Below are 20,539 nucleotides of genomic sequence, written 5' to 3' on the forward strand. Positions count from 1 at the left end.
CCCTCCGCCATCGACCGAATCGGTTGACGGCTCTCGAACGGTCGCGATACTACGTTGACCGAACCGTTCGGTCAATCGATCCTCTGTGCGCCGCACAAGCCCGATCGCAAGCCCGATTGATCGCCGCCGCTTCACCCCCCACATTGGGCTGCAGGCCCCCATGGCACTCCGATGAGCGACGCTCCGTTAAGCCCTCCCCCCGCCGAGACCGACAAGCGCCGCCAGATCCTGGACGGGGCTCGCGAGGTCTTTCTCGCCAGCGGCTTCGACGGCGCCAGCATGGGGGCGATCGCCAAGGCGGCGGGCGTCTCGAAGGGGACGCTCTACGTCTATTTCGAGAGCAAGGAGGCCCTGTTCGAGGCGCTGACGGTCGAGGAGAAGCGGACGCTCGCGGAGAACATCTGCCGCCTCGACCACGACGACCCCGACATCGCCGCCGTCTTGCGCCGCCTCGGCATCAGCCTGATGGAGGCGATGGTGCGGCCCGACCACATCGCCTCGGTGCGGATGGTGATCGGCGCGGCGGAAAAATTCCCGCGCTTCGGCCGGGCGTTCTACGAGGCGGGACCGCTGCTCGGCCGCACCCGCCTGCGCGCCTATCTCGACGCCCAGGTCGCCGCCGGCCGCCTGCGCGCGATGGACACCGACCTCGCCGCCCGCCACTTCTTCGACCTCTGCGCCGCCACCACGATGCGCCGCCTGCTCTTTTCCGTCGGCGACCCGCCGACCGAGGCCGAGACGACCTACTGGGTGGCGGAGGCGGTGCGGGTTTTTCTGGCGGGGTATGGGCCGGAGGGGCGGTAGCGCTTCTCCGCGTGCCAGGCGGCGAGGAGCGCGGCTTCCTCGTCCGCCGTCAGGCCCGTGACCGGGCCGTTCCCGGCCTTCAGCCACTGTAGGGTGTCGCGGGCGGTGTCCTCCAGGCTGCGCGGCGTCAAGCCTGCCGCGAGCGTCGCTGACACGTCGCGGGAGGCATCGCCGATCGTGTCCGGCAGCGGGAGCGGCAGGGAGAACGGGCCCGACTCGCGCCCGACGCCGTGGCGGTCGAGGAAAGCCTGATCCACCCACGCATAGGTGCAGGTCGCGCCGAGGGCATCGGCGCATCGATCGAGGACGGTCCGGCGGGTGCAGGATGGGGCGACGGCGTCGAATGGTCCGGCGAGGCCGCGTTCCGCCGCGCGGACGATCCAGGCCGCGAGGTCGCGCCCGTCGATGAGCTGCACCGGATCCTCGGGGGCTGACGGCGCCAGCACCTCCCCGCCCCGAGCGAGCCGGGCGATCCAGTAGGCGAAGCGTCCGGTCGGGTCGCCCGGCCCGACGATCAGGCCCGCCCGGCAGATCAGGGCCGTCTCGTCGAAGGCCCGCTCGCAGGCGACCTTGGCGGGGCCGTAGGGTCCGTTTTCTGCCGGCGCGAGGAGCGGGGCCGTCTCCGCGCGCTGCCCCCGCGTCTGCGTATCGGCATAGACGCTCGTCGTGGAGACGAAGGTCCAGTGCCCGATCCGGCCGCCAAGCGCTGCCAGTGCCCGCCGGACCTGGCTGGGCACGCGCGCCACGTCCACGGCCGCGTCGAAGGTCTCGCGCCCGAGGATCGCCAGTCCGTCCGGCCGGTCGCGGTCGATCGCGACGAAGCGGGTGCCCGGCGGAGCAGTGCCCGAGAGGCCTCGCGCGGCACAGGTGACGGCATGGCCGAGGGCGGCGGCCTGCGCCGCGATCGTCCGCCCGAGGAATTGCGTGCCGCCGAGCACCAGCAACCGCATGGTCCGCTCCCGGTTTGTCGCTGGATCGGTGCCATCCGCCGCCGACGCGACGGAGATCGTTCGGATACGCCGCAGCAAAGCGCGGCTCGCCGCACGATGAAGTCCCGCATACCTTGCGGCATGCATGCCTTTATGTAAAATCGACGACCGAAATCGCCGATCGCCAGATGTCGCCAGATACGAGAGGCCGCATTCGCATTTCGGCACGGGAGCCGCGATCGCATGTCCGGGCGATTGGTCATCATCGTCCTGCTGGGGCTGTGCATGGGAGGAACTTTCGCGCAGGCCGGCGAGATCCGCGGCGTGCCGCTTCCGGACGACGTATCGGTCGTCACGGTCCCGGATGCCGTTCCGCGACCGGCCAGCTCCTTTCTGGGCGCCTGGATTGGAACTTGGAGCGGCCTCATCCCGCATGTGCTGATCGTCGAGCGCGTCGATCCGGACGGCCAGGGCGCCCAGGTCGTCTATGCCCTCGCCGCCGCCCCGGAGTTTCGGATCGAGCGCCAGTGGCGCCGCGGCCGGGCGACGATCTCCGGCCACACGCTGACGCTCGAAGGCTCCGCCCCGGCGACCTACATCCTCGACGGGGATACCCTGGAGGCGACGTACCGTCGCGATACCGTGCGGGATTACGCCCGCATGCGCCGAGTTGCCCTGAGCGACCTGACCGACGCGGCGCAGGGCCTCGATTGGTCGGAGCCGCAGACGACCTTCGTCGAAGGCCCGGTCGAGAACGGCGCGCCCACGCGACTCGAGGTTGCGGTGTTCCGGCCGCCCGGCCCGGGCCCGTTTCCCCTCCTGGTCTTCAACCACGGCTCGACCGGCCTGGGGCGCGATCCCGCCAGCTTCACCCGGACCTACGTCGCCTTTCCCCTCGCCGACGATCTGGTCCGCCGGGGGTGGATGGTGGCATTTCCGCAGCGGCGCGGGCGCGGCCGGTCGGGTGGCCTCTACGACGAGGGGTTCGATCCCGACCGGAGCAAGGGCTATACCTGCGATGCGCCGATCGCGCTTGCAGGCGCGGAGCGGGCGCTGGCCGATGTCGAGGCCGCTGCGGCGGCCCTGCGGCGTCGGGACGACGTCGCCCCGGGGCCGATCCTGATCGGTGGCCAGTCGCGGGGCGGCGCCCTGGCAATCGCCTTCGCGGGACGGCACCCGGACCTCGTCCGCGGCGTCCTGAACTTCGTCGGCGGCTGGCTCGGCGAGGCCTGCGCCAGCGCCGCCGAGGTCAACGCGACCCTGCTGCGCAGCGGCGCCGCCTTCCCGGGCCCGACCCTCTGGCTCTACGGCCGTCACGACGCCTATTTTTCCATCGCCCACAGCCGCCGAAGCTTCGATGCGTTTCGCGCCGCCGGCGGCACCGGCGAGTTCCTGACCTTCGACGTGCCGGGCCGGGTCGGCCACGCGGTCGGCTGGTATCGCGACCTGTGGCAGGAGCCCGTCGGGCGCTACCTCGACGGCCTCGGGACACCCTCGCCCCGCTGACGTCTCGCGTGGTCCTCCATTCCGGCCGGGAACGGTCGCGGGCCACCGTCATCGAGATCGTCGGACCCCGATCGTCAAACCCCGATCACCTGCCGCATCGCCACCAGCGTGCGGAACGCCCGCACGTTCGGGTCGTCGTGGAACACCGCGCGGGTGAAGGCCTCGTACTCGGCCATGCCGGGCAGGCGCAGCTCGAGCACGAAATCGGCCTCGCCGGTCACGTACCACGCCGCCCGCACCTCGGGCCGCGCGCGCAAGATGCGCACGAAGGCGTCGAGCCGGTCGGAGGTCTCGCGCTCCAGCGAGACCAGCACGTGCAGGCAGAGCGGCGTGCCGAGCACCGCGGGATGCACCACCGCCACGTCGGCGACGATGACGCCCGCCTGGCGCAGCCGCCGCAGGCGGCGCAGCACCGCGCTCTCGGACAGGCCGACCCGCTCGGCCAGGATCCGCGCCGGGGTCAGGGTGTCGGCCTGGACCTCGGCGAGCAAGGCGCGGTCGAAGCGGTCGAGGGTGACGGTTTCCGGCATGACGCGCCCGATAACGGCGAAAACCGCCGCAGGCTAGCACCGTTTCGGCGCCAAACGGCACCGGTCCGCGGCATGATCGGGACATGACCGACACCGCTTCCTCCCGCCCTCGCCCGGCCTCCTCGCCCGATGCCATCGCCGCCTTCCTGCGCGGGCTCGATCCGGCCTACGCGCCGACGCCGCTGCGCACCCTGCCGGCGCTCGCCCGCACACTCGGCGTGGCACAGGTCCTCGCCAAGGACGAGAGCGTCCGGACGCTCGGCAGCTTCAAGTCGCTGGGGGGCACCTATGCCGGCCTCATGGCGCTCGCCCGCGCCGCCGGGACGAGCCCGGCCGATCTCCTGGCCGCGCGGCCCGCCGGGCAGCCGGCGCTGATCTGCGCCAGCGACGGCAATCACGGCCTCGCGGTCGCCGCGGCGGCGCGGTTCGCCGGGGCCCCGGCCCGGGTCTTCCTGCATGCGGGCGTGCCGCCGTGGCGGGCGCGGCGCATCCGCGACGAGGGCGCCGAGATCGTCCGGGTCGCCGGAACCTACGACGATGCGGTCGAGGCGGCGGCCATGGCGTCCCGCATGGGGGCCGGCCTCCTCGTCGCCGACACCACCGACGATCCCTCCGACCCGACCGTCCGGGACGTCATGGCCGGCTACGGCGTGATGGCGGCGGAGATCCGCGACCAGGCCGGGGGCGACCGCCCGACCCACCTCTTCGTCCAGGCCGGCGTCGGGGGGCTGGCCGCCGCGATGGCCGAGGGCCTGGCCGGCTGGCTCGGCCCCCCGGGCCTCGTCGTGGCGGTGGAGCCCGAGCAGGCGGCCTGCCTCGCCCCGGCGCTCGCCGCCGGCCATCCGGTCCGGGTGCCGGGCGATCTCCACACGACGGCCGAGATGCTGTCCTGCGGCGAGGCGAGCGCACCGGCGCTCACGCTCCTGCGGCGCCACGGCACCAAGGCCGCGACCGTCACCGAGGCCGAACTGATGCAGGCCCCAAAGATCCTCGCCGAGGCGGGCGGCCCCGCGACGACGCCGTCCGGCGCGGCGGGCCTCGCCGGCCTCGTGGCCGCGCTGGCCGATCCGGCCCGGGCGGCGGAGTTCCGCCTCGACCGGGAGAGCCGCGTGCTCGTCCTCGTCACCGAAGCGGCTCTGCAAGAGGTCGTGCAAGAGGCCGTGCGAGAGGCCGTGCGAGAGTCCGTGGAGGAGGCATGACGGTGATCGACCCCGCCCTCGCGCAAGACATGGTCGCCTGGCGCCGCGACCTCCACGCCCATCCCGAATTCGGGTTCGAGGAGCGGCGCACCGCCGCCTTCGTGGCGGCGCGCCTGCGGGAGTTCGGCCTCGACGTCGCCGAGGGGATCGGCGGCACCGGCGTGGTCGGCACGCTCCGGCGCGGCAGCGGCACCCGGGTCATCGCTCTGCGCGCCGACATGGACGCCCTGCGCATCCAGGAGCAGGGCACGCATCCCCACCGCTCGCGGGTCGACGGCACCATGCATGCCTGCGGCCATGACGGCCACACGGCGATGCTGCTCGGCGCCGCCCGGCTCCTCGCCACCGAGGGCGGCTTCGACGGGGCGGTGCGGTTCGTGTTCCAGCCCGCCGAGGAATGGGGCCGCGGCGCCCTGGCCATGCTCGGCGACGGCCTGATGGAGCGGTTCCCCTTCGACGAGATCCACGGTCTCCACAATATGCCCGGTCTGGGCATCGGCCGCCTCGAGACCCGCCCCGGGCCGATCATGGCGGCGGAGGACAATTTCGAGATCGTGCTCGCGGGCGTCGGCGGCCACGCCGCCCGGCCGCAGACCGGCAGCGAGGTCCTGGTCGCGGCTTGCGCCACGGTCATGTCGTTGCAGACGATCGTGTCGCGCCGCCTCGATCCGGCCGAGATCGGGGTCGTCTCGGTGACGGAGCTGATCACCGACGGCACCCGCAACGCCCTGCCCGGCCGGGCGCGGATCCTCGGCGATGCGCGCAGCGTCCGCCCCGAGATCAGCGCCGAGATCGAGCGGCAGATGCGCCTGATCGCCGAGGGAACGGCCCGGGCCTACGGCGTTACGGCCGAGGTCGGGTACGCCCGCGAATTCATCCCGCTCCTCAACGATCCCGCCCTGACGCAGCAGGCGCTCGCCGCCGCCGCGGACGCGCTCGGGCCGCACAACGCCGCCGTCGCGCGGGCGCCGATGACCGGATCGGAGGATTTCGCCCGCTTCCTCGCGCATGTGCCGGGCTGCTTCGTCTTCCTCGGCAACGGCGAGGAGTCGGCGCCGCTCCACAACCCGACCTTCGATTTCAACGATGCCGCCCTGCCCTTCGGCGTCGCGTATCACGTCGCCCTGGTCCGCCGCCGCCTGCCCGTCTCGTCATGAGGTCCCGGATGCCCGCGATCGACGCCGCCCGCTTCCTCGGCCGCCTCTCCGCCCTCGCGCAGGTCGGTCGTGACGGGCAGGGCCGGCTGACCCGGCTCGCGGCCTCGGAGGCCGACCGGGCCGGGCGCGACCTGGTCGCCGGCTGGATGCGCGAGGCCGGATTGGCGGTGCGGGTCGACGGGATCGGCAACCTGATCGGGCTGTGGGATCCGGCCGGCACCGGCGCGCGGCCGGTGATGATGGGCTCGCATATCGACACGGTGATCGATGCCGGAGCCTATGACGGCTGCACCGGGGTGCTGGCCGGCCTCTCAGTCATCGAGGCCCTGCGCGAGGCCGGGCGGATCCCGAAGCGGCCGCTCGCGCTCGCGGCCTTCACCAACGAGGAGGGCGTGCGCTACGCCCCCGACATGATGGGCTCGCTGGTCTATGCCGGCGGCTTGCCCGTCGAGGCGGCGCTCGCCACGGTCGGCACCGATGGCACGGTGCTCGGCGAGGAGCTGGCCCGCATCGGCTATGCCGGGCCCGAGGCGCCGGGCTTTCTGCATCCCCATGCTTACGTCGAGCTGCACGTCGAGCAGGGGCCGGTGCTGGAGCGGGAGGGGCTGGCGATCGGCGCGGTCGAGGACCTGCAGGGCATCTCCTGGCAGGAGGTCACGATCGAGGGCGCGGCCAACCACGCCGGCACCACCCCGATGTGCTTACGCCGGGATGCCGGCGTCGCGGCGGCCCTGCTGGTGGCCTGGCTGAGGGCGCGGGCGCGCGCCGGCAACGGCCGCAGCGTCGCCACCGTCGGGCGCCTGCGCCTGGAGCCGGACGCGATCAACGTGATCCCGGCCCGCGCGATCCTCACCATCGACCTGCGCGATCCGGATGCGGTGCGCCTTGCCGGTTTCGAGGCCGACCTGGCGGCGCGGCTCGAGGCTCTCGCGCGGGAGGAGGACGTGACGGTCACGGTCCGCCGCCTCGCCCGGTTCGACCCGGTGAGCTTCGATGCCGGCATCGTCCGGGCGATCGAGGCGGCGGCGCGGGTCCGCGGTCTCTCGGTCCGCCGCATGACCTCGGGGGCCGGCCACGACGCCCAGATGATGGCCCGGCTCTGCCCCGCCGCGATGATCTTCGTGCCGAGCGTCGGAGGCATCAGCCACAACCCGGCCGAGCGCACCGCGGATGCCGATCTCGTCGCCGGGGCCGAGGTGCTGCTCGACGTGGTGCGGGGCCTGTGAGCGGCGCCTGATCCGGCGCGTCGTGCCGTCCGCAGGACGCCGCTTACGAGTCTTCCCGCAACGCCTCCGCCACCCGCGCCTCCAGAATGTCCGGCCGGCGCAGGATCAGCGCGCCGCGGGTGCGGTCGACGAGGCCTTCCTGGGCCATCACGGTGAATTCCCGCGTCACCTGCTCGCGGCGGCAGCCGATGCGGGCGGCGAGCACGTGGTGGTAGGGCGGCGGGCTCACCGCGCGCTCGCCGTCGGTGCCGGGCCGGGGTGTCGAGAGGCGCAGCAACTCCGCGTAGAGGCGGTGGCGCAGGTCGAGGACGGCGTGCTCCATCAGCCGGGCGTTGAGCATCCGCACCCGCTTGGCGAGGAGCCGCAGCAGCCGGTCGGCGATCGGGGGCGCGGCGAAGACGATCTCGCGGAACACCGCGGCCGGCACCACGCAGAGCTCGCCGCGGGTGAGCGCCGTGACGTTGGCCGAGCGGCTGACCCCGTCGATGGCGGCAAGCTCGCCGAAGAACTCGCCGGCCCGCATCTCGCCCAGGATCACCTCCTTGCCGGATTGCGTCCGGTTGAGGATCCGCACCTCGCCGGAGGCCAGGAGGTAGACGTCGGTCGAGGCGTCGTCGAAGTCGACCAGGATCTCGTTGGCGTCGAACCGGCGCCAGATGCAGCGCGATTCGTAGGAGGTCAGGTCGACGCCCGCATCCTTGAAGAAGGGAAACCCTGCGAGCCGACCCATCTGTTGCCCTCGACCCCGCGGATGCGGTTGTTGCCCGCTGGTCTTAGCCCGGCGCGGCCCCGCTCGCCAGGGTCCGGAGGGCTCCCGCCGGGGTCATGTGCCGGTGACGCCGGGGGTTTTCCCAACATTACGCCTTCACGATCGTCGCGCCTGTGAGACCATGGCGCGCCATGACGTTGCGGGTGTCGACGACGAGGCGGGCTTCGCGCGCCACCAGCCCGTAATCGACGCCGTCATGGTCGGTGGCGATCAGCACCGCGTCGACCGCCCGCAGGGTCCCGGGGTCGAGGGGCTGCGAGACCCGCCCGGCGAGCTCCGGGTGCTCGCGGGTCGCCGGCAGCACCGGCACCAGGGGGTCGTGGTAGAGCGCCCGGGCGCCGCGCGCCTCGATCAGCCGGATCAGCTTCAGCGCCGGGCTCTCGCGGGTATCCTCGACGTTGCGCTTGTAGGCGAGCCCGAGGACCAGCACCGTCGCGCCCGAGAAGGCCCGGCCCGTGCGGTCGACGGCGGCCGCCAGGCGCTCGACCACATGGTAGGGCATCCGGGTGTTGACCTCCCCGGCCAGTTCCACGAACCGGGCCGGCACGTCGAATTCCCGCGCCTTCCAGGCGAGATAGAACGGGTCGATCGGGATGCAGTGGCCGCCTAAGCCCGGCCCGGGCTGGAACGGCATGAAGCCGAAGGGCTTGGTGGCCGCGGCCTGGATCACCTCCCAGACGTCGATCCCCATCGCGTCGTAGACGAGCTTCAATTCGTTCACGAGGGCGATGTTGACCGAGCGGAAGATGTTTTCCGTGAGCTTCACGGCCTCCGCGGCCGCCGCCGAGGAGACCGGCACGGTGCGCACCACCAGTGCGCCGTAGAGCGCCTCCGCCAGGGTCCGGGCGGCATCGTCGTCCGCCCCCACCACCTTGGGGATGCGGGCGGTGTCGAACTCGCCGTTGCCCGGATCCTCGCGCTCCGGCGAATAGGCGAGGAAGAAGTCGGTGCCCGAGCGCAGGCCCCCCGCCTCCAGGATCGGCCGCATCACCTCCTCGGTGGTGCCCGGATAGGTGGTCGATTCGAGCACCACGAGCTGGCCCGGGCGCAAGCGTGCGGCGATGGCCCGGGCGGTGGCCTCGACGTAGGTGAGGTCCGGCTCGCGGTGGCGGGTGAGCGGCGTCGGCACGCAGATCAGCACCGCGTCGGGCTCGGACAAACGCGCCATGTCGCCGGTGGCCTGGAAGGTGCCCGCCGCCACCGCTGCTCCCAAGGCCTCGCCCGGGATGTGGTGGAACGCCCCCTCGCCCCGGTTGAGGGCCGCGACGCGGCCGGGATCGACGTCGAAGCCGAGCACCGAGAAGCCGGCCCGGAGCGCGGCGAGCGCCAGCGGCAGCCCGACATAGCCGAGGCCGACGATGCCGATCAGGGCCCGGCGCTCCGACAGGAGCCGGCTCAAGGTCTCGGAAAGGGACGTCATCGCGGGTCCGGGCTCAGGCATCATGGCTTCCGCTTACACGGTGCGTGGGGCGGCGCTGTCAACACGGAGGCTCCCGCCCCTTGCCTCCCGCGCCCGCCGCCCCCACAACGCCGCCATGCTCCGCGTGAACGACCTCACCTACCGGATCGGCGACCGCCTGATCCTCGACCATGCCGGCTTCGCCCTGCCCGAGCGGGCGCGGGTCGGGATCGTCGGGCGCAACGGCGCCGGCAAGACCACCCTGTTCCGGATCATCCAGGGCGAGATCCCCACGGAAGGCGGCGCGATCGGCCTGCCGAAGGGCACCCGGATCGGCGGTGTCGCGCAGGAGGCGCCGGCCGGCCCCGAGACCCTGCACGCGGTGGTGCTCGCAGCCGATACCGAGCGCACGCGCCTCATGCAGGAGGCCGAGACCGCCGACGGCTTGCGCCGGGCCGAGATCGAGACCCGGCTCGTCGACATCGACGCCCATTCGGCCCCGGCCCGGGCCGCCGCGATCCTGCACGGCCTCGGCTTCGACGCCGAGGCGCAAGCCCGGCCCTGCTCCGACTTCTCCGGCGGCTGGCGGATGCGGGTGGCGCTCGCCGCGGTGCTGTTCTCCGAGCCGGACCTGCTGCTCCTCGACGAGCCGACCAACTACCTCGACATCGAGGGCACGCTCTGGCTCTACGACTACCTCGAGCGCTATCCCCGCACCGCGCTGATCATCAGCCACGACCGGGACCTGCTCGATACCTCCGTCGACCACATCCTCCACCTCGATCGCGGCAAGCTCACGCTCTATCGCGGCGGCTACACCTCGTTCGCCCGCCAGCTCGCCGAGAAGCGCATGCTCCAGGCCAAGGCCCGGGTGAAGCAGGAAGCCGAGCGCGCCCATCTCCAGAGCTTCGTCGACCGCTTCAAGGCCAAGGCGACCAAGGCGCGCCAGGCCCAGTCGCGGATGAAGCGGCTCGCGAAGATGGAGCCGATCGCCGCGCTCATCGAGGACGACGTGCCGGTGATTCACCTGCCGAGCCCGGAGCGCGCCCTGTCGCCGCCGCTCGTCGCGATGGAGCGGGTCCAGGCCGGCTATCCCGACCGCACGGTGCTGACCGGCCTCAACCTGACGCTCGCCCCCGACGACCGGGTGGCCTTGCTCGGGGCCAACGGCAACGGCAAGTCGACCTTCTGCAAGCTCATCGGCGGCCGGCTCGACCCGCTCTCGGGCGAGGTGCGGCGCTGGGGCAAGATGAACGTCGCCTACTTCGCCCAGCACCAGCTCGACGAATTGCGCCCGGCCGAGAGCGCCTATGCCCATGTCCGCGACCTGATGCCGGACGTGCCGGAAGCGCGTGCGCGCGCCGCGGCGGCGCGCCTGGGATTTCCCGGCCACAAGGCCGACACCCCGGTCTCGCAGCTCTCCGGCGGCGAGAAGGCGCGGCTGCTGATGGGTTTGGCCGCCTTCAACGGCCCGCATCTCCTGATCCTCGACGAGCCGACCAACCACCTCGACATCGAGAGCCGCCAGGCGCTGGTCGAGGCGATCAACGACTACGAGGGCGCGGTGATCCTGGTGAGCCACGATCGCTTCCTGGTCGAGGCCTGCGCCGACAGGCTGTGGCTGGTGCGCAACGGCACCGTGAAGCCCTTCGACGGCGACATGGACGATTACCGTCGCCTGGTTCTCGCCGGCCCGGAGACGGAGACCGCGAAGACGCCGGACTCGACCGGCGGCGCCAAGGCGGTCGAGCGCCGCTCCAACGCCGAGCGCCGGGCGGCGCTCGCCCCGTTGCGCCGCAAGCTCGAGGCGGTGGAGGCGCGGATGGCCAAGCTCTCCGCCGCCATCGCCAAGATCGACGCGGCGCTCGCCGACGGCACCGCCTTCCGCACCGACGCCGCCAAGGCCGGCGAGCTCGCCCGCATGCGGGCCGAGGCCGCCGCGGCCTTGGGCAGCGCCGAGGAGGAGTGGCTGGAGGTGAGCGGCGAACTGGAGGCGGAGGCGTGACGGACGGCAGCGCTCCCCGGGGTACGGCCGGCTACGCCGCCGAGGCCGAGCGGCTGGTCTCGCAATACGAGAGCATCGCCTTTTCGGAGATCCACGCGGCGATCCTGCCGCTGCTCCCCGCGCCGCCGGCCCATATCCTCGACATCGGCGCCGGGACCGGGCGGGATGCCGCGGGCTTCGCCGCCCTCGGCTACCGGGTGACCGCCGTCGAACCGACGGCCGAGCTGCGCCGGCAGGCGGTGGCCCTGCACCCCTCCCCGTCGATCGACTGGCTGGATGACGGCCTGCCGGACCTCGCCGCCCTCTCCGGTCGTCGCGAGGCCTTCGACGTCGTGATGCTCACCGCCGTCTGGATGCATCTCGACGAGGCCGAGCGCCACCGCGCCATGCCGCGCCTCGCCGCCCTGGTGCGGGTGGGCGGCGTGATGGCGCTGTCGCTGCGCCACGGCCCGGTGCCGCCGGGGCGCCGGATGTTCGACGTGTCGGCCGCCGAGACGATCGACCTCGCTCGGGGATACGGCCTGCGCTGCCTCCTGTGCCGGACCGACGAGGATGCCCAGCTCGGGCGCCCCGGCGTGACCTGGGACCGGGTCGCCTTCGTCCGGGACGAGGCGTAAGGGGCTTCACGCGCCCGGGGCGATCGCCTAGGGCGTGGGCCGATTCTCGTTTCCGGCCCGGGTACCCATGACCACCCCCTCCTACGTCCTCTCCCTCTCCTGCACCAACGTCCCGGGGATCGTCGCCGGCGTCTCGGCCTACCTGTTCGAGGCCGGCTGCAACATCCTCGACGCGCAGCAATTCGACGACGTCGAGACCGGCCGCTTCTTCATGCGGATCGTGTTCAACCCGGTCGGGGCCGGGCCGGGGCGGGACGCGCTGGCCGCGGGCTTCGAGGCGGTGGCGGCGCGGTTCGGGATGGACTGGACCTTGCGCGACCGGGCCGAGCGGCGCCGCGTGATGCTGCTCGTCTCCCGCTTCGACCATTGCCTCAACGACCTCCTCTACCGCTGGCGCATCGGCGAGCTGCCGATGGAGGTCTGCGCGGTCGTCTCGAACTACCCGCGGGAGATCTACGGCGCCGCGGATCTCGCCGGAATCCCGTTCCACCACCTGCCGATCACGCCGGACACCAAGCCGCAGCAGGAGGCCGCCCTGTGGCGCCTCGTCGAGGAGACCGGCGCCGAGCTGGTGGTGCTCGCCCGCTACATGCAGATCCTGTCGGACGACCTCTCGCACAAGCTCTCGGGCCGCTGCATCAACATCCACCACTCGTTCCTGCCCGGCTTCAAGGGCGCCAAGCCCTACCACCAGGCCCACGAGCGCGGCGTGAAGCTGATCGGCGCCACCTCGCACCTCGTCACCGGCGACCTCGACGAGGGGCCGATCATCGAGCAGGACGTCGAACGCATCTCGCACCGCGACACCCCCGAGGATCTCGTGCGCAAGGGCCGCGACATCGAGCGCCGGGTGCTCGCCCGCGCCGTGCGCTACGTGCTGGAGGACCGGGTGATCGCCAACGGCCGCAAGACGGTGGTGTTCACCGATTGAGGGCATCGGGCGAGGTCGCCGCGCTTGGCGCCGCCCGCGCCGGCGGGTAAGCCCGGGTCACGACCCGAGCGGGGAGCCGCTCGTGCCCTGATCCGGAGTTCCGCGACCATGTCCGACCTCACCCTCGACGCCGCCTCGACCATCGTGACCGCCGCCCTCAAGGCCGGCCGCGAGCTCGGGCTCAAGCCCCTGGCGGTGGTGGTGCTGGATACCCGCGGCGCCCTCAAGGCGGCTTGCGTGGAGGACGGGACCAGCCTCAAGCGCGCCGAGATCGCCACCGGCAAGGCCAACGGGGCGCTGGCGCTCGGCATCGGCTCGCGGGCCATCGCGAAGCGCGCAGAGGAGCAGGCCTATTTCGTTGCCGCAGTGACCCATGTGGCGGGGCCGGCCGGCCTGATCCCGGTCCCGGGCGGCGTGCTGATCAAGCGCGACGGCCAACTCGTCGGCGCCGTCGGCATCTCGGGCGACACCTCCGACAACGACGAGAAGGCCGCGCTCGCCGGCATCGCCGCCGCCGGGCTCCAGGCCGAGACCGGCGCCTGAGCCTTCGCCATGCGGCGCCGGGACTTTCTTGCAGGCTTGAGCGCCGCATCCCTGGGACCGGCGGCCCCCGCCCGGGCCGCCGGCCCTTCCGCCTACCGGCGCGGCAACGGCGCCGATCCCGAGACCCTCGACCCGCACAAGACCTCGACGGTCGCCGAGGCGACGATCCTCCTCGACCTCTACGAGGGCCTGAGCGCCTACGGCCCCGACGGCAGCCTGGTGCCCGGGGCGGCATCCGGCTGGACCACCTCCGCCGACGGCCTGACCTGGGCCTTCTCGTTACGCCCCGACGGGCGCTGGTCGAACGGCGATTCCGTCGTGGCCGACGACTTCGTGCACGGCTTCCGGCGCATGCTCGACCCAGGCACGGGGGCGAAATACGCCAGCGTGCTCGCGCCGATCCTCAATGCCGAAGCGGTCAATCGCGGGGCGATGCCGGTGGACGCCGTCGGGGTCGCCGCCCCGAATCCCGGCACGGTGGTGATCCGGCTCGCGCAGCCGACCCCCTACTTCGTCGAGCTGATGACCCACCAGGCGAGCCTGCCAGTCCACCGGCCCTCCCTCGCCCGGTACGGCGACGCCTTCACCCGGCCCGGCCGCCTGGTGTCGAACGGCGCCTACCTCCTCAAGGACTTTTCTCCGAACGACCGCATCACGGCGATCCGCAATCCGCATCACCGGAACGCCGCGACGATCGCGATCCCGGAAGTCGAGTACATCCCGACGCCGGATCTCGCCGCCGCGGTGCGCCGCTTCGCCGCCGGCGAGATCGATTCCCTCGACGACCTGCCCGCCGACCAGGTCCGGGCGCTGAAATCCCGCTTCGGCGACCAAGTGGTGCTCAACCCCGCCCTCGGCGTGCTCGCGCTGATGGTCAACGTGAGGAAGCGCCCCCTCGACGATGCACGGGTGCGCCGCGCCCTGTCGCTCGCCCTCGACCGCGAGTTCCTGGCCGAGGCGGTGTGGGGCGAGACGATGCTGCCGGCCTATTCCCTCACCCCGGCCGGGCTCGACAACGCGCTCCCGCCGCCCGAGATGCCGGGCCGGGACCTCTCGCCGCTCGAGCGCGAGGATGCGGCGGTCGCGCTCCTGCGCGAGGCGGGCTACGGCCCGGGGGGTAAGCCGCTCGCGGTCGAGCTTCGGTACAACATCACCGACAACAACCGGAACACCATGGTGGCGATCGCCGACCTGTGGCGGCCGCTCAACGTCGCGACCGCGTTTGCCGCCACCGACGCCAAGACCCATTTCGCCTACCTGCGCGACGGCGGCCCGTTCGACATCGCCCGGATGAGCTGGATCGCCGATTACGCCGATCCGCAGAACTTCCTGTTCCTGGTCGAGAGCGGCAACGACGGCTTCAATTCGGGCCGCTACGCCAACCCGGCCTATGACGCCCTGATGCGCGACGCCGCCCGCGAGACCGACCTCGAGGCCCGGGCCCGGATCCTCTACCGGGCGGAAGAGCTCTTCCTCGCCGACCTGCCCTGGATCCCGCTGCTGCATTACCGGCACAAGCACCTGATCGGCCCGCGCCTGCGCGGCTTTCTCCCCAACCTGCGCGGCGTCTCGCCGACGCGGTGGCTCTCGCTCGCATGATTCCCTACGTCCTGCGCCGCCTCGCCCAAGCCGTCCCGACGCTCTTCCTCGTCGTCACCCTGTCGTTCTTCCTGGTGCGGCTGGCGCCGGGCGGGCCGTTCGACCTGGAGCGGCCCCTGCCGGCCGCCGCGATGGAGAACCTGCGCCGGGTCTACGGCCTCGATCAGCCGCTCATGGTCCAGTACGGCCGCTACCTCGCGGCGCTGGCGCGGGGCGATCTCGGGCCCTCCTTCTCGGTGCGCGACCTCTCGGTGGCCGAATTGTTCGCCCGCGGCCTGCCGGTCTCGATGACGCTGGGAAGCCTCGCTCTGGCCGTCTCGCTCGTCCTCGGCACCGGGCTCGGCGGGCTCGCGGCCCTGCGGCGGGGCTCCGGTCTCGACCACGCGGTGACGGTTCTCGGCACCTTCGCGCTCACCGTGCCGGGCTTCGTGGTGGCGCCGCTCCTCCAGATCGCCTTCGGGCTGTCCCTGCGCTGGCTGCCCGTCGGCGGCTGGGACGACGGATCGCCGAAACACCTCGTCCTGCCGGTCGTCACCCTGGCGCTGCCGCAGGTGGCGATCGTGGCGCGCCTCGCCCGGGCCGGCCTCGTCGAGGTGTTCGACCGGCCGCATTGGCGCACCCTGCGGAGCCTAGGGCTTCCGCCCCGGATCCTGGCGCTCCACGGCTTGCGGGGCGCGGCGCTTCCGGTCGTATCCTATCTCGGGCCCGCGGCGGCGGGACTGCTGACCGGCTCGGTGGTGGTCGAGACGGTGTTCGGCCTGCCCGGCGTCGGGCGCTACTTCGTCGACGGGGCGATCAACCGCGACTACACGCTGGTGCTGGGCACGGTGGTGCTGATCGCGGTCTTCGTCCTCGTGCTCAACCTCGTCTCCGACCTCCTCTGCGCGCTCATCGATCCGCGCTTGAGGGATGTCGGGTGAGCCAGTCCGCGGCAAGCCACGCCCTCGCCTTCGCCGAGGCCTCGCTCCTCGCCCGGGCTCGGCGCCGCCTCCTCGGCGACCCTCTCGCGCGGGCGAGCGCAGGCCTGCTGCTCCTCGTGACGCTCGCCTGCCTCGTCGGTCCGTTCCTCACCGGGCACCCCTACGACCGGCTCTATTACGACTATCCCGGCACCCCGCCCTCGCTGGCGCTCACCCCGACGCCGCAGGCGGTGCGCCCGGCCCTCGACCGGCTCGCCTTCCGCATGCGGGTGCGGGCCGAGGACGTGGCCGTGACGGGGGACGCGGTCCGCCTGACGCTGGCCGCCGACAAGGCCGTCGACCCGCGGGTGCTGACCTTCTTCTCGCGTTCCGACATCTTCGGCGCGGCCCGCGAGGTGGCGCGCTCCGAGGACGGGCGGCGGCTCACCGTCGAGGCGCCGTTGCGCCGCTCGCGCTTCCTTGCCGGCACCGACGCGCTCGGGCGCGACCTTCTCACCCGCACGCTGGTGGCGGGGCGGCTGTCGCTGGCGCTCGGGCTGATGGCGACCGCGGTGGCACTCGGCATCGGGGTCGCCTACGGAGCGCTCGCCGGCACGCTCGGCGGCCGGATCGACGCGGCGATGATGCGCCTCGTCGACATCCTGTATTCCCTGCCCTTCGTGTTCTTCGTCATCATGCTGGTGGTGTTCTTCGGCCGCTCGGTGGCGCTGATCTTCGTCGCGGTCGGCGCCGTCGAATGGCTCGACATGGCCCGCATCGTCCGGGCCGAGGCGCTGGCGATCCGCCGGCGCGACTACGTCCGGGCGGCGGAGGCGCTCGGGCTCCCCACCGCGGCGATCCTGCGCCGCCACGTGGTGCCGAACCTCCTCGGGCCGGTCGTCGCCTTCGCGGCCCTGATGGTGCCCCGGGTGATCCTGCTCGAGAGTTTCCTGTCGTTCCTCGGGCTGGGCGTGCAGGAGCCGGCGACGAGCTGGGGCGTGCTGATCGCCGACGGCGCCCGTTCCCTCGAATCCACCCCCTGGATGCTCGTCGTGCCGGCCTCGTTCCTGGTCGCCACCCTGCTCGCCCTGACGCTGCTGGCCGAGCGCCTGCGCGACGCCCTCGACCCGCGGGAGGGCGCATGAATCCGCAGACCATGAAGCCGGACAGCACGAGCCTGCTCGCCCTGCGCGGCCTTAACGTGCGCTACCCGGATGCCGGCGTGACCGCGCTCGATCGCCTCGATCTCGACCTCGCGCGCGGAGAGACCCTGGCCCTCGTCGGCGAATCGGGCTCGGGCAAGAGCCAGGTGGCGCTCGCCGCGATGGGCCTGCTGCCGTCGCAGGCGCGGGTCTCGGGCAGCGTGCGCTTCGACGGCACCGAGCTGACCGGGCTGGCCCGCCCCGCCCTCGACCGCATCCGCGGCGCCCGCATCGGCCTGGTGTTCCAGGAGCCGATGACGGCTTTGGACCCGCTCTTCTCGATCGGCCACCAGATCGCCCTGCCGCTGCGCGCCCATCGCGGGATGAGCCGGCGCCAGGCGATGGCGCGGGCCCGCGATCTCCTGGGCCTCGTCGGGATCCGCGACGGTGCCGCCCGCCTCTCGGCCTTTTCCCACGAGTTCTCCGGCGGCGAGCGCCAGCGGGTGATGATCGCCATGGCGCTCGCCTGCGAGCCGGACCTGCTCATCGCCGACGAGCCGACCACGGCTTTGGACGTCACCGTGCAGGCGCAGATCCTGGCGCTGCTCGCCGACCTGAAACGGCGCCTCGGGCTCGCGCTCCTGTTCATCACCCACGACCTGCGGCTGGTCCGGCGCATCGCCGAGCGCACCGCGGTCCTGCGGGCGGGCCGCCTCGTCGAGATCGGCCCGACCGAGCGGCTGTTTCGCGCTCCCCAGGCGCCGGAGACCCGCGACCTCCTCTCCGCCGAGCCCGCCGGCCGAAAGCCCCCGGTCTCCGACACCGCGCCGGTGGTGCTGGAGGCCCGCGGCGTGTCGGTCGCCTATCCGGGCCGGCGGCTCTGGCTGCGGGCGGATCCGCCGCGCCTCGCCGTCGCGGGCATCGACCTCACCCTGCGGGCGGGCCAGACGATCGGGGTCGTCGGCGAATCGGGCTCGGGCAAGTCGAGCCTCGGCCGGGCCTTGCTGCGCCTCGAACCCGCCGCCCACGGCCTGGTGCGGTTCGAGGACCGCGACCTCACGCGCCTCGATCGCGCCGCCTTGCGGCCCCTGCGCCGGGGCTTCCAGCCGGTGTTCCAGGATCCGATGGGCTCGCTCTCGCCCCGCCTCACCGCCGGCGAGATCGTCTCCGAGGGTCTGCGGGTCCACGCTCCCCATCTCGGCGCCGCTTCCCGCGACGCCCGGGCGGCGGAGGCGTTTGCCGAGGTGCGCCTCGATCCCGCCTGGCGCCACCGCTTCCCGCACGCCTTCTCGGGCGGGCAGCGCCAGCGCATCGCCATCGCCCGGGCCATGATCCTGCGGCCCCGCCTCGTCGTCCTCGACGAGCCGACCTCCGCCCTCGACCGCACGGTGCAGCGCGACATCGTCGCCCTGCTGCGCGACCTGCAAGCCGCGCACGGCCTCGCCTACGTCTTCATCTCCCACGACCTCGCGGTGGTCCGCGCGCTCTGCGACACCGTGCTGGTCCTGCGCGAGGGCCGCGAGGTCGAAAGCGGCCCGACCGATGCGGTGCTGGCGCATCCGCGCGAGGCCTATACAAGGGCGCTCGTCGCCGCGGCCGATCTCGACGCCGGCCTCGCGCAGGCGTGAGCCCGACCCGACCGGCCGGCCCTTGATTGCCCGGGCCGCCGCGCCACTTCGCGCCTTCCGATAGGGCATATTTCCTGGAGATCGAGACCGATGCGCCCTGCGCTCGCCCTCACGCTGCTCGCGTTCACCGCCGCTCTCCCGGCCGCGGCGCAGCCGGCCCCGAAGGGTCCGAAGGCTCCGCCGCCGCCGCCGAAGGAGGCGCCGGCGCCCGACCCGACCGCCGCGATGCTCTTCCCCTGCCGCACGCCGGAGGAGACCTGCTACGTCGGCGTGGTCAAGGACGGCAAGGTCACGGTCCTGTTCACCAACGACCGCAAGGCCGACGAGATCGCCGGTAAGCCGATGGCCGTCGCCGGCGAGGGCCTGGATCTCGCCAAGACCGAGAACCGGACCGTGATGCTGGTCGGCAGCTACGACCCCAAGGACGGCCTGACCAAGGCCGAGGTGGTCGACGTGGCGAGCCCGCTCGTCGCCTTCGCCCTCAAGTCGACCATCGGCGGCGGCGAGCCCGACGAGGGCGGCGACGAGCCCCCGGCGCCCCCGCCGCCGCCGGCCCCGCGCAAGAAGTAACCAGCGCGCCGCTCATAACCCTCCCCCACCTCTGCGGGGGAGGGTGGTGAACGAAGTGAGAGAGGGGTGGCGCGACGCTCGTCCAGAGGGCGCCCGTCAGAACGGCACCGCCTCATCCTGAAACGTGGTTCCCCTCTCCCCCCGCAGGGGGGAGGGCCCGGACGGCGCACCCACCTGCGACATCTCGGTTGATGTACTAAAACATTAGTGCTTCAATGCGCGCGCCACAGGCTGCCCGACCGGCGGCCGCGGAGCGGCGAAGCCGCCCGGTGCGGCGGGGAGAGGATTCGGGGCGGGCGGCACGGCCCCTCGCCTCTCCCCCCTCGTCCGTGGCCTTCGCCCCCGACCGGAGAGCCCCGATGCCCCTGAGCCCCGAGACCCGCGCGACGCTGAAGACCGTCAGCATCGCGACCCTGGCCACCGCCCTGTTCAAGCGCGGCCTGCGCAATCAGGTCATCCAGGACGTGCGCCCCCTCAACCCGCAGGCCGGGACGATGGTCGGCGAGGCCTATACCCTGCGCTACATCCCGGCGCGCGAAGACCTGAACACGCTGGCGGCGTTCCGCGATCCGACCCACCCGCAGCGCGTCGCCGTCGACCAGTGCCCGGAGGGCGCGGTGCTGGTGATGGACAGCCGCAAGAACCCCCGCGCGGCCTCCGCCGGCGGGATCCTGGTGACGCGGCTGATGAAGCGGGGCGCGGCGGGCGTCGTCACCGATGGCGGCTTTCGCGATTCGCCCGAGATCGGCGCCCTGCCCTTCCCGGCCTACCACAACCGCCCGTCGGCCCCGACCAACCTGACCCTGCACCAGGCGCTGGACATCAACGTACCGATCGGCTGCGGCGACGTCGCGGTCTTTCCCGGCGACGTGGTGGTGGGCGATGCCGAGGGGGTGATCGTCATCCCGGCGGAGATCGCCGACGAGGTCGCCGCGGAGGCGGCCGAGATGACGGTGTTCGAGGATTTCGTGCTGGAGGAGGTCCAGACCGGCCGCGGCGTGATCGGCCTCTATCCGCTGATCGACGAGCAGGCCAAGGCCGACTTCGCCGCCTGGAGGCAGAAGACCGGACGCTGACGCGCCGTCC

At 72.8% G+C, this 20,539-nt stretch carries 19 protein-coding genes; 15 read left to right on the forward strand and 4 right to left on the reverse strand.

Annotation, left to right across the window (positions count from 1 at the left end; genetic code table 11):
- Positions 1–171: 171 nt before the first annotated feature.
- Positions 172–804, forward strand: a complete 633-nt coding sequence (locus tag HBB12_RS07740; RefSeq protein WP_236988811.1) for a TetR/AcrR family transcriptional regulator — start codon at positions 172–174, stop codon at positions 802–804.
- On the opposite strand, the gene HBB12_RS07745 is transcribed toward HBB12_RS07740, so the two are convergent.
- Positions 744–1,754, reverse strand: coding sequence for an NAD-dependent epimerase/dehydratase family protein (locus tag HBB12_RS07745; RefSeq protein ID WP_236988812.1), 1,011 nt, complete (start codon positions 1,752–1,754; stop codon positions 744–746). The genes HBB12_RS07740 and HBB12_RS07745 overlap by 61 nt on opposite strands.
- Positions 1,755–1,976: 222 nt before the next feature.
- Here HBB12_RS07745 and HBB12_RS07750 point away from each other — a divergent pair, with 222 nt between their 5' ends.
- The gene (locus HBB12_RS07750) at positions 1,977–3,239 is read left to right on the forward strand and encodes an alpha/beta hydrolase (protein ID WP_236988813.1); all 1,263 of its coding nucleotides are present in this window, start codon (positions 1,977–1,979) and stop codon (positions 3,237–3,239) included.
- 74 nt (positions 3,240–3,313) lie between these two features.
- Here HBB12_RS07750 and HBB12_RS07755 read toward each other — a convergent pair whose 3' ends face one another.
- On the reverse strand, positions 3,314–3,769 hold the full coding sequence (locus HBB12_RS07755; RefSeq protein WP_236988814.1) for an Lrp/AsnC family transcriptional regulator: 456 nt from the start codon (positions 3,767–3,769) through the stop codon (positions 3,314–3,316).
- 83 nt (positions 3,770–3,852) lie between these two features.
- Between HBB12_RS07755 and HBB12_RS07760 the strand changes: the two genes are divergently transcribed.
- The 3 genes from HBB12_RS07760 to HBB12_RS07770 are packed head-to-tail and all read left to right on the forward strand — an operon-like array spanning position 3,853 to position 7,351.
- Positions 3,853–4,968: a pyridoxal-phosphate dependent enzyme gene (locus HBB12_RS07760; RefSeq protein ID WP_236988815.1), complete on the forward strand. Its 1,116-nt coding sequence runs from the start codon at positions 3,853–3,855 to the stop codon at positions 4,966–4,968.
- Positions 4,965–6,125: an amidohydrolase gene (locus tag HBB12_RS07765; RefSeq protein WP_236988816.1), complete on the forward strand. Its 1,161-nt coding sequence runs from the start codon at positions 4,965–4,967 to the stop codon at positions 6,123–6,125. The genes HBB12_RS07760 and HBB12_RS07765 overlap by 4 nt, the downstream gene beginning before the upstream one ends.
- 8 nt (positions 6,126–6,133) lie before the next feature.
- Positions 6,134–7,351 carry a Zn-dependent hydrolase gene (locus HBB12_RS07770; RefSeq protein ID WP_236988817.1) on the forward strand — a complete coding sequence of 406 codons (1,218 nt, stop codon included), beginning with the start codon at positions 6,134–6,136 and terminating at the stop codon, positions 7,349–7,351.
- A gap of 43 nt (positions 7,352–7,394) precedes the next feature.
- Here the strand turns inward: HBB12_RS07770 and HBB12_RS07775 are convergent, their stop codons facing one another.
- Both HBB12_RS07775 and HBB12_RS07780 read right to left on the reverse strand, forming a co-directional pair.
- Positions 7,395–8,081 carry a Crp/Fnr family transcriptional regulator gene (locus HBB12_RS07775; protein WP_048464215.1) on the reverse strand — a complete coding sequence of 229 codons (687 nt, stop codon included), beginning with the start codon at positions 8,079–8,081 and terminating at the stop codon, positions 7,395–7,397.
- Between the two features lie 127 nt (positions 8,082–8,208).
- Complete coding sequence (locus tag HBB12_RS07780) at positions 8,209–9,540, reverse strand: nucleotide sugar dehydrogenase (RefSeq protein WP_236988818.1); 1,332 nt, start codon at positions 9,538–9,540, stop codon at positions 8,209–8,211.
- Between the two features lie 115 nt (positions 9,541–9,655).
- Between HBB12_RS07780 and HBB12_RS07785 the strand changes: the two genes are divergently transcribed.
- From HBB12_RS07785 to HBB12_RS07830, 10 genes are all read left to right on the forward strand, one after another.
- Complete coding sequence (locus tag HBB12_RS07785) at positions 9,656–11,524, forward strand: ABC-F family ATP-binding cassette domain-containing protein (protein WP_236988819.1); 1,869 nt, start codon at positions 9,656–9,658, stop codon at positions 11,522–11,524.
- The gene (locus HBB12_RS07790) at positions 11,521–12,141 is read left to right on the forward strand and encodes a class I SAM-dependent methyltransferase (RefSeq protein ID WP_236988820.1); all 621 of its coding nucleotides are present in this window, start codon (positions 11,521–11,523) and stop codon (positions 12,139–12,141) included. Before HBB12_RS07785 ends, HBB12_RS07790 begins: the two co-directional genes overlap by 4 nt.
- A gap of 67 nt (positions 12,142–12,208) precedes the next feature.
- Entirely contained in the window at positions 12,209–13,072 is an 864-nt protein-coding gene (gene purU / locus HBB12_RS07795) for a formyltetrahydrofolate deformylase (RefSeq protein ID WP_236988821.1), read from the forward strand.
- A gap of 108 nt (positions 13,073–13,180) precedes the next feature.
- The gene (locus HBB12_RS07800; protein ID WP_236988822.1) at positions 13,181–13,615 is read left to right on the forward strand and encodes a GlcG/HbpS family heme-binding protein; all 435 of its coding nucleotides are present in this window, start codon (positions 13,181–13,183) and stop codon (positions 13,613–13,615) included.
- Positions 13,616–13,624: 9 nt separating this feature from the next.
- Entirely contained in the window at positions 13,625–15,214 is a 1,590-nt protein-coding gene (locus HBB12_RS07805; RefSeq protein ID WP_236988823.1) for a peptide ABC transporter substrate-binding protein, read from the forward strand.
- Positions 15,211–16,134 carry an ABC transporter permease gene (locus HBB12_RS07810; protein ID WP_236988824.1) on the forward strand — a complete coding sequence of 308 codons (924 nt, stop codon included), beginning with the start codon at positions 15,211–15,213 and terminating at the stop codon, positions 16,132–16,134. Before HBB12_RS07805 ends, HBB12_RS07810 begins: the two co-directional genes overlap by 4 nt.
- The gene (locus HBB12_RS07815) at positions 16,131–17,258 is read left to right on the forward strand and encodes an ABC transporter permease (protein ID WP_236988825.1); all 1,128 of its coding nucleotides are present in this window, start codon (positions 16,131–16,133) and stop codon (positions 17,256–17,258) included. Before HBB12_RS07810 ends, HBB12_RS07815 begins: the two co-directional genes overlap by 4 nt.
- Positions 17,255–18,883, forward strand: coding sequence for an ABC transporter ATP-binding protein (locus HBB12_RS07820; protein WP_236988826.1), 1,629 nt, complete (start codon positions 17,255–17,257; stop codon positions 18,881–18,883). The genes HBB12_RS07815 and HBB12_RS07820 overlap by 4 nt, the downstream gene beginning before the upstream one ends.
- 90 nt (positions 18,884–18,973) lie before the next feature.
- The gene (locus tag HBB12_RS07825) at positions 18,974–19,453 is read left to right on the forward strand and encodes a hypothetical protein (protein ID WP_236988827.1); all 480 of its coding nucleotides are present in this window, start codon (positions 18,974–18,976) and stop codon (positions 19,451–19,453) included.
- A gap of 359 nt (positions 19,454–19,812) precedes the next feature.
- Positions 19,813–20,529, forward strand: a complete 717-nt coding sequence (locus HBB12_RS07830) for a ribonuclease activity regulator RraA (RefSeq protein ID WP_236988828.1) — start codon at positions 19,813–19,815, stop codon at positions 20,527–20,529.
- Positions 20,530–20,539 lie beyond the last annotated feature (10 nt).

Source organism: Methylobacterium sp. SyP6R (assembly GCF_019216885.1).
GTDB lineage: Bacteria > Pseudomonadota > Alphaproteobacteria > Rhizobiales > Beijerinckiaceae > Methylobacterium.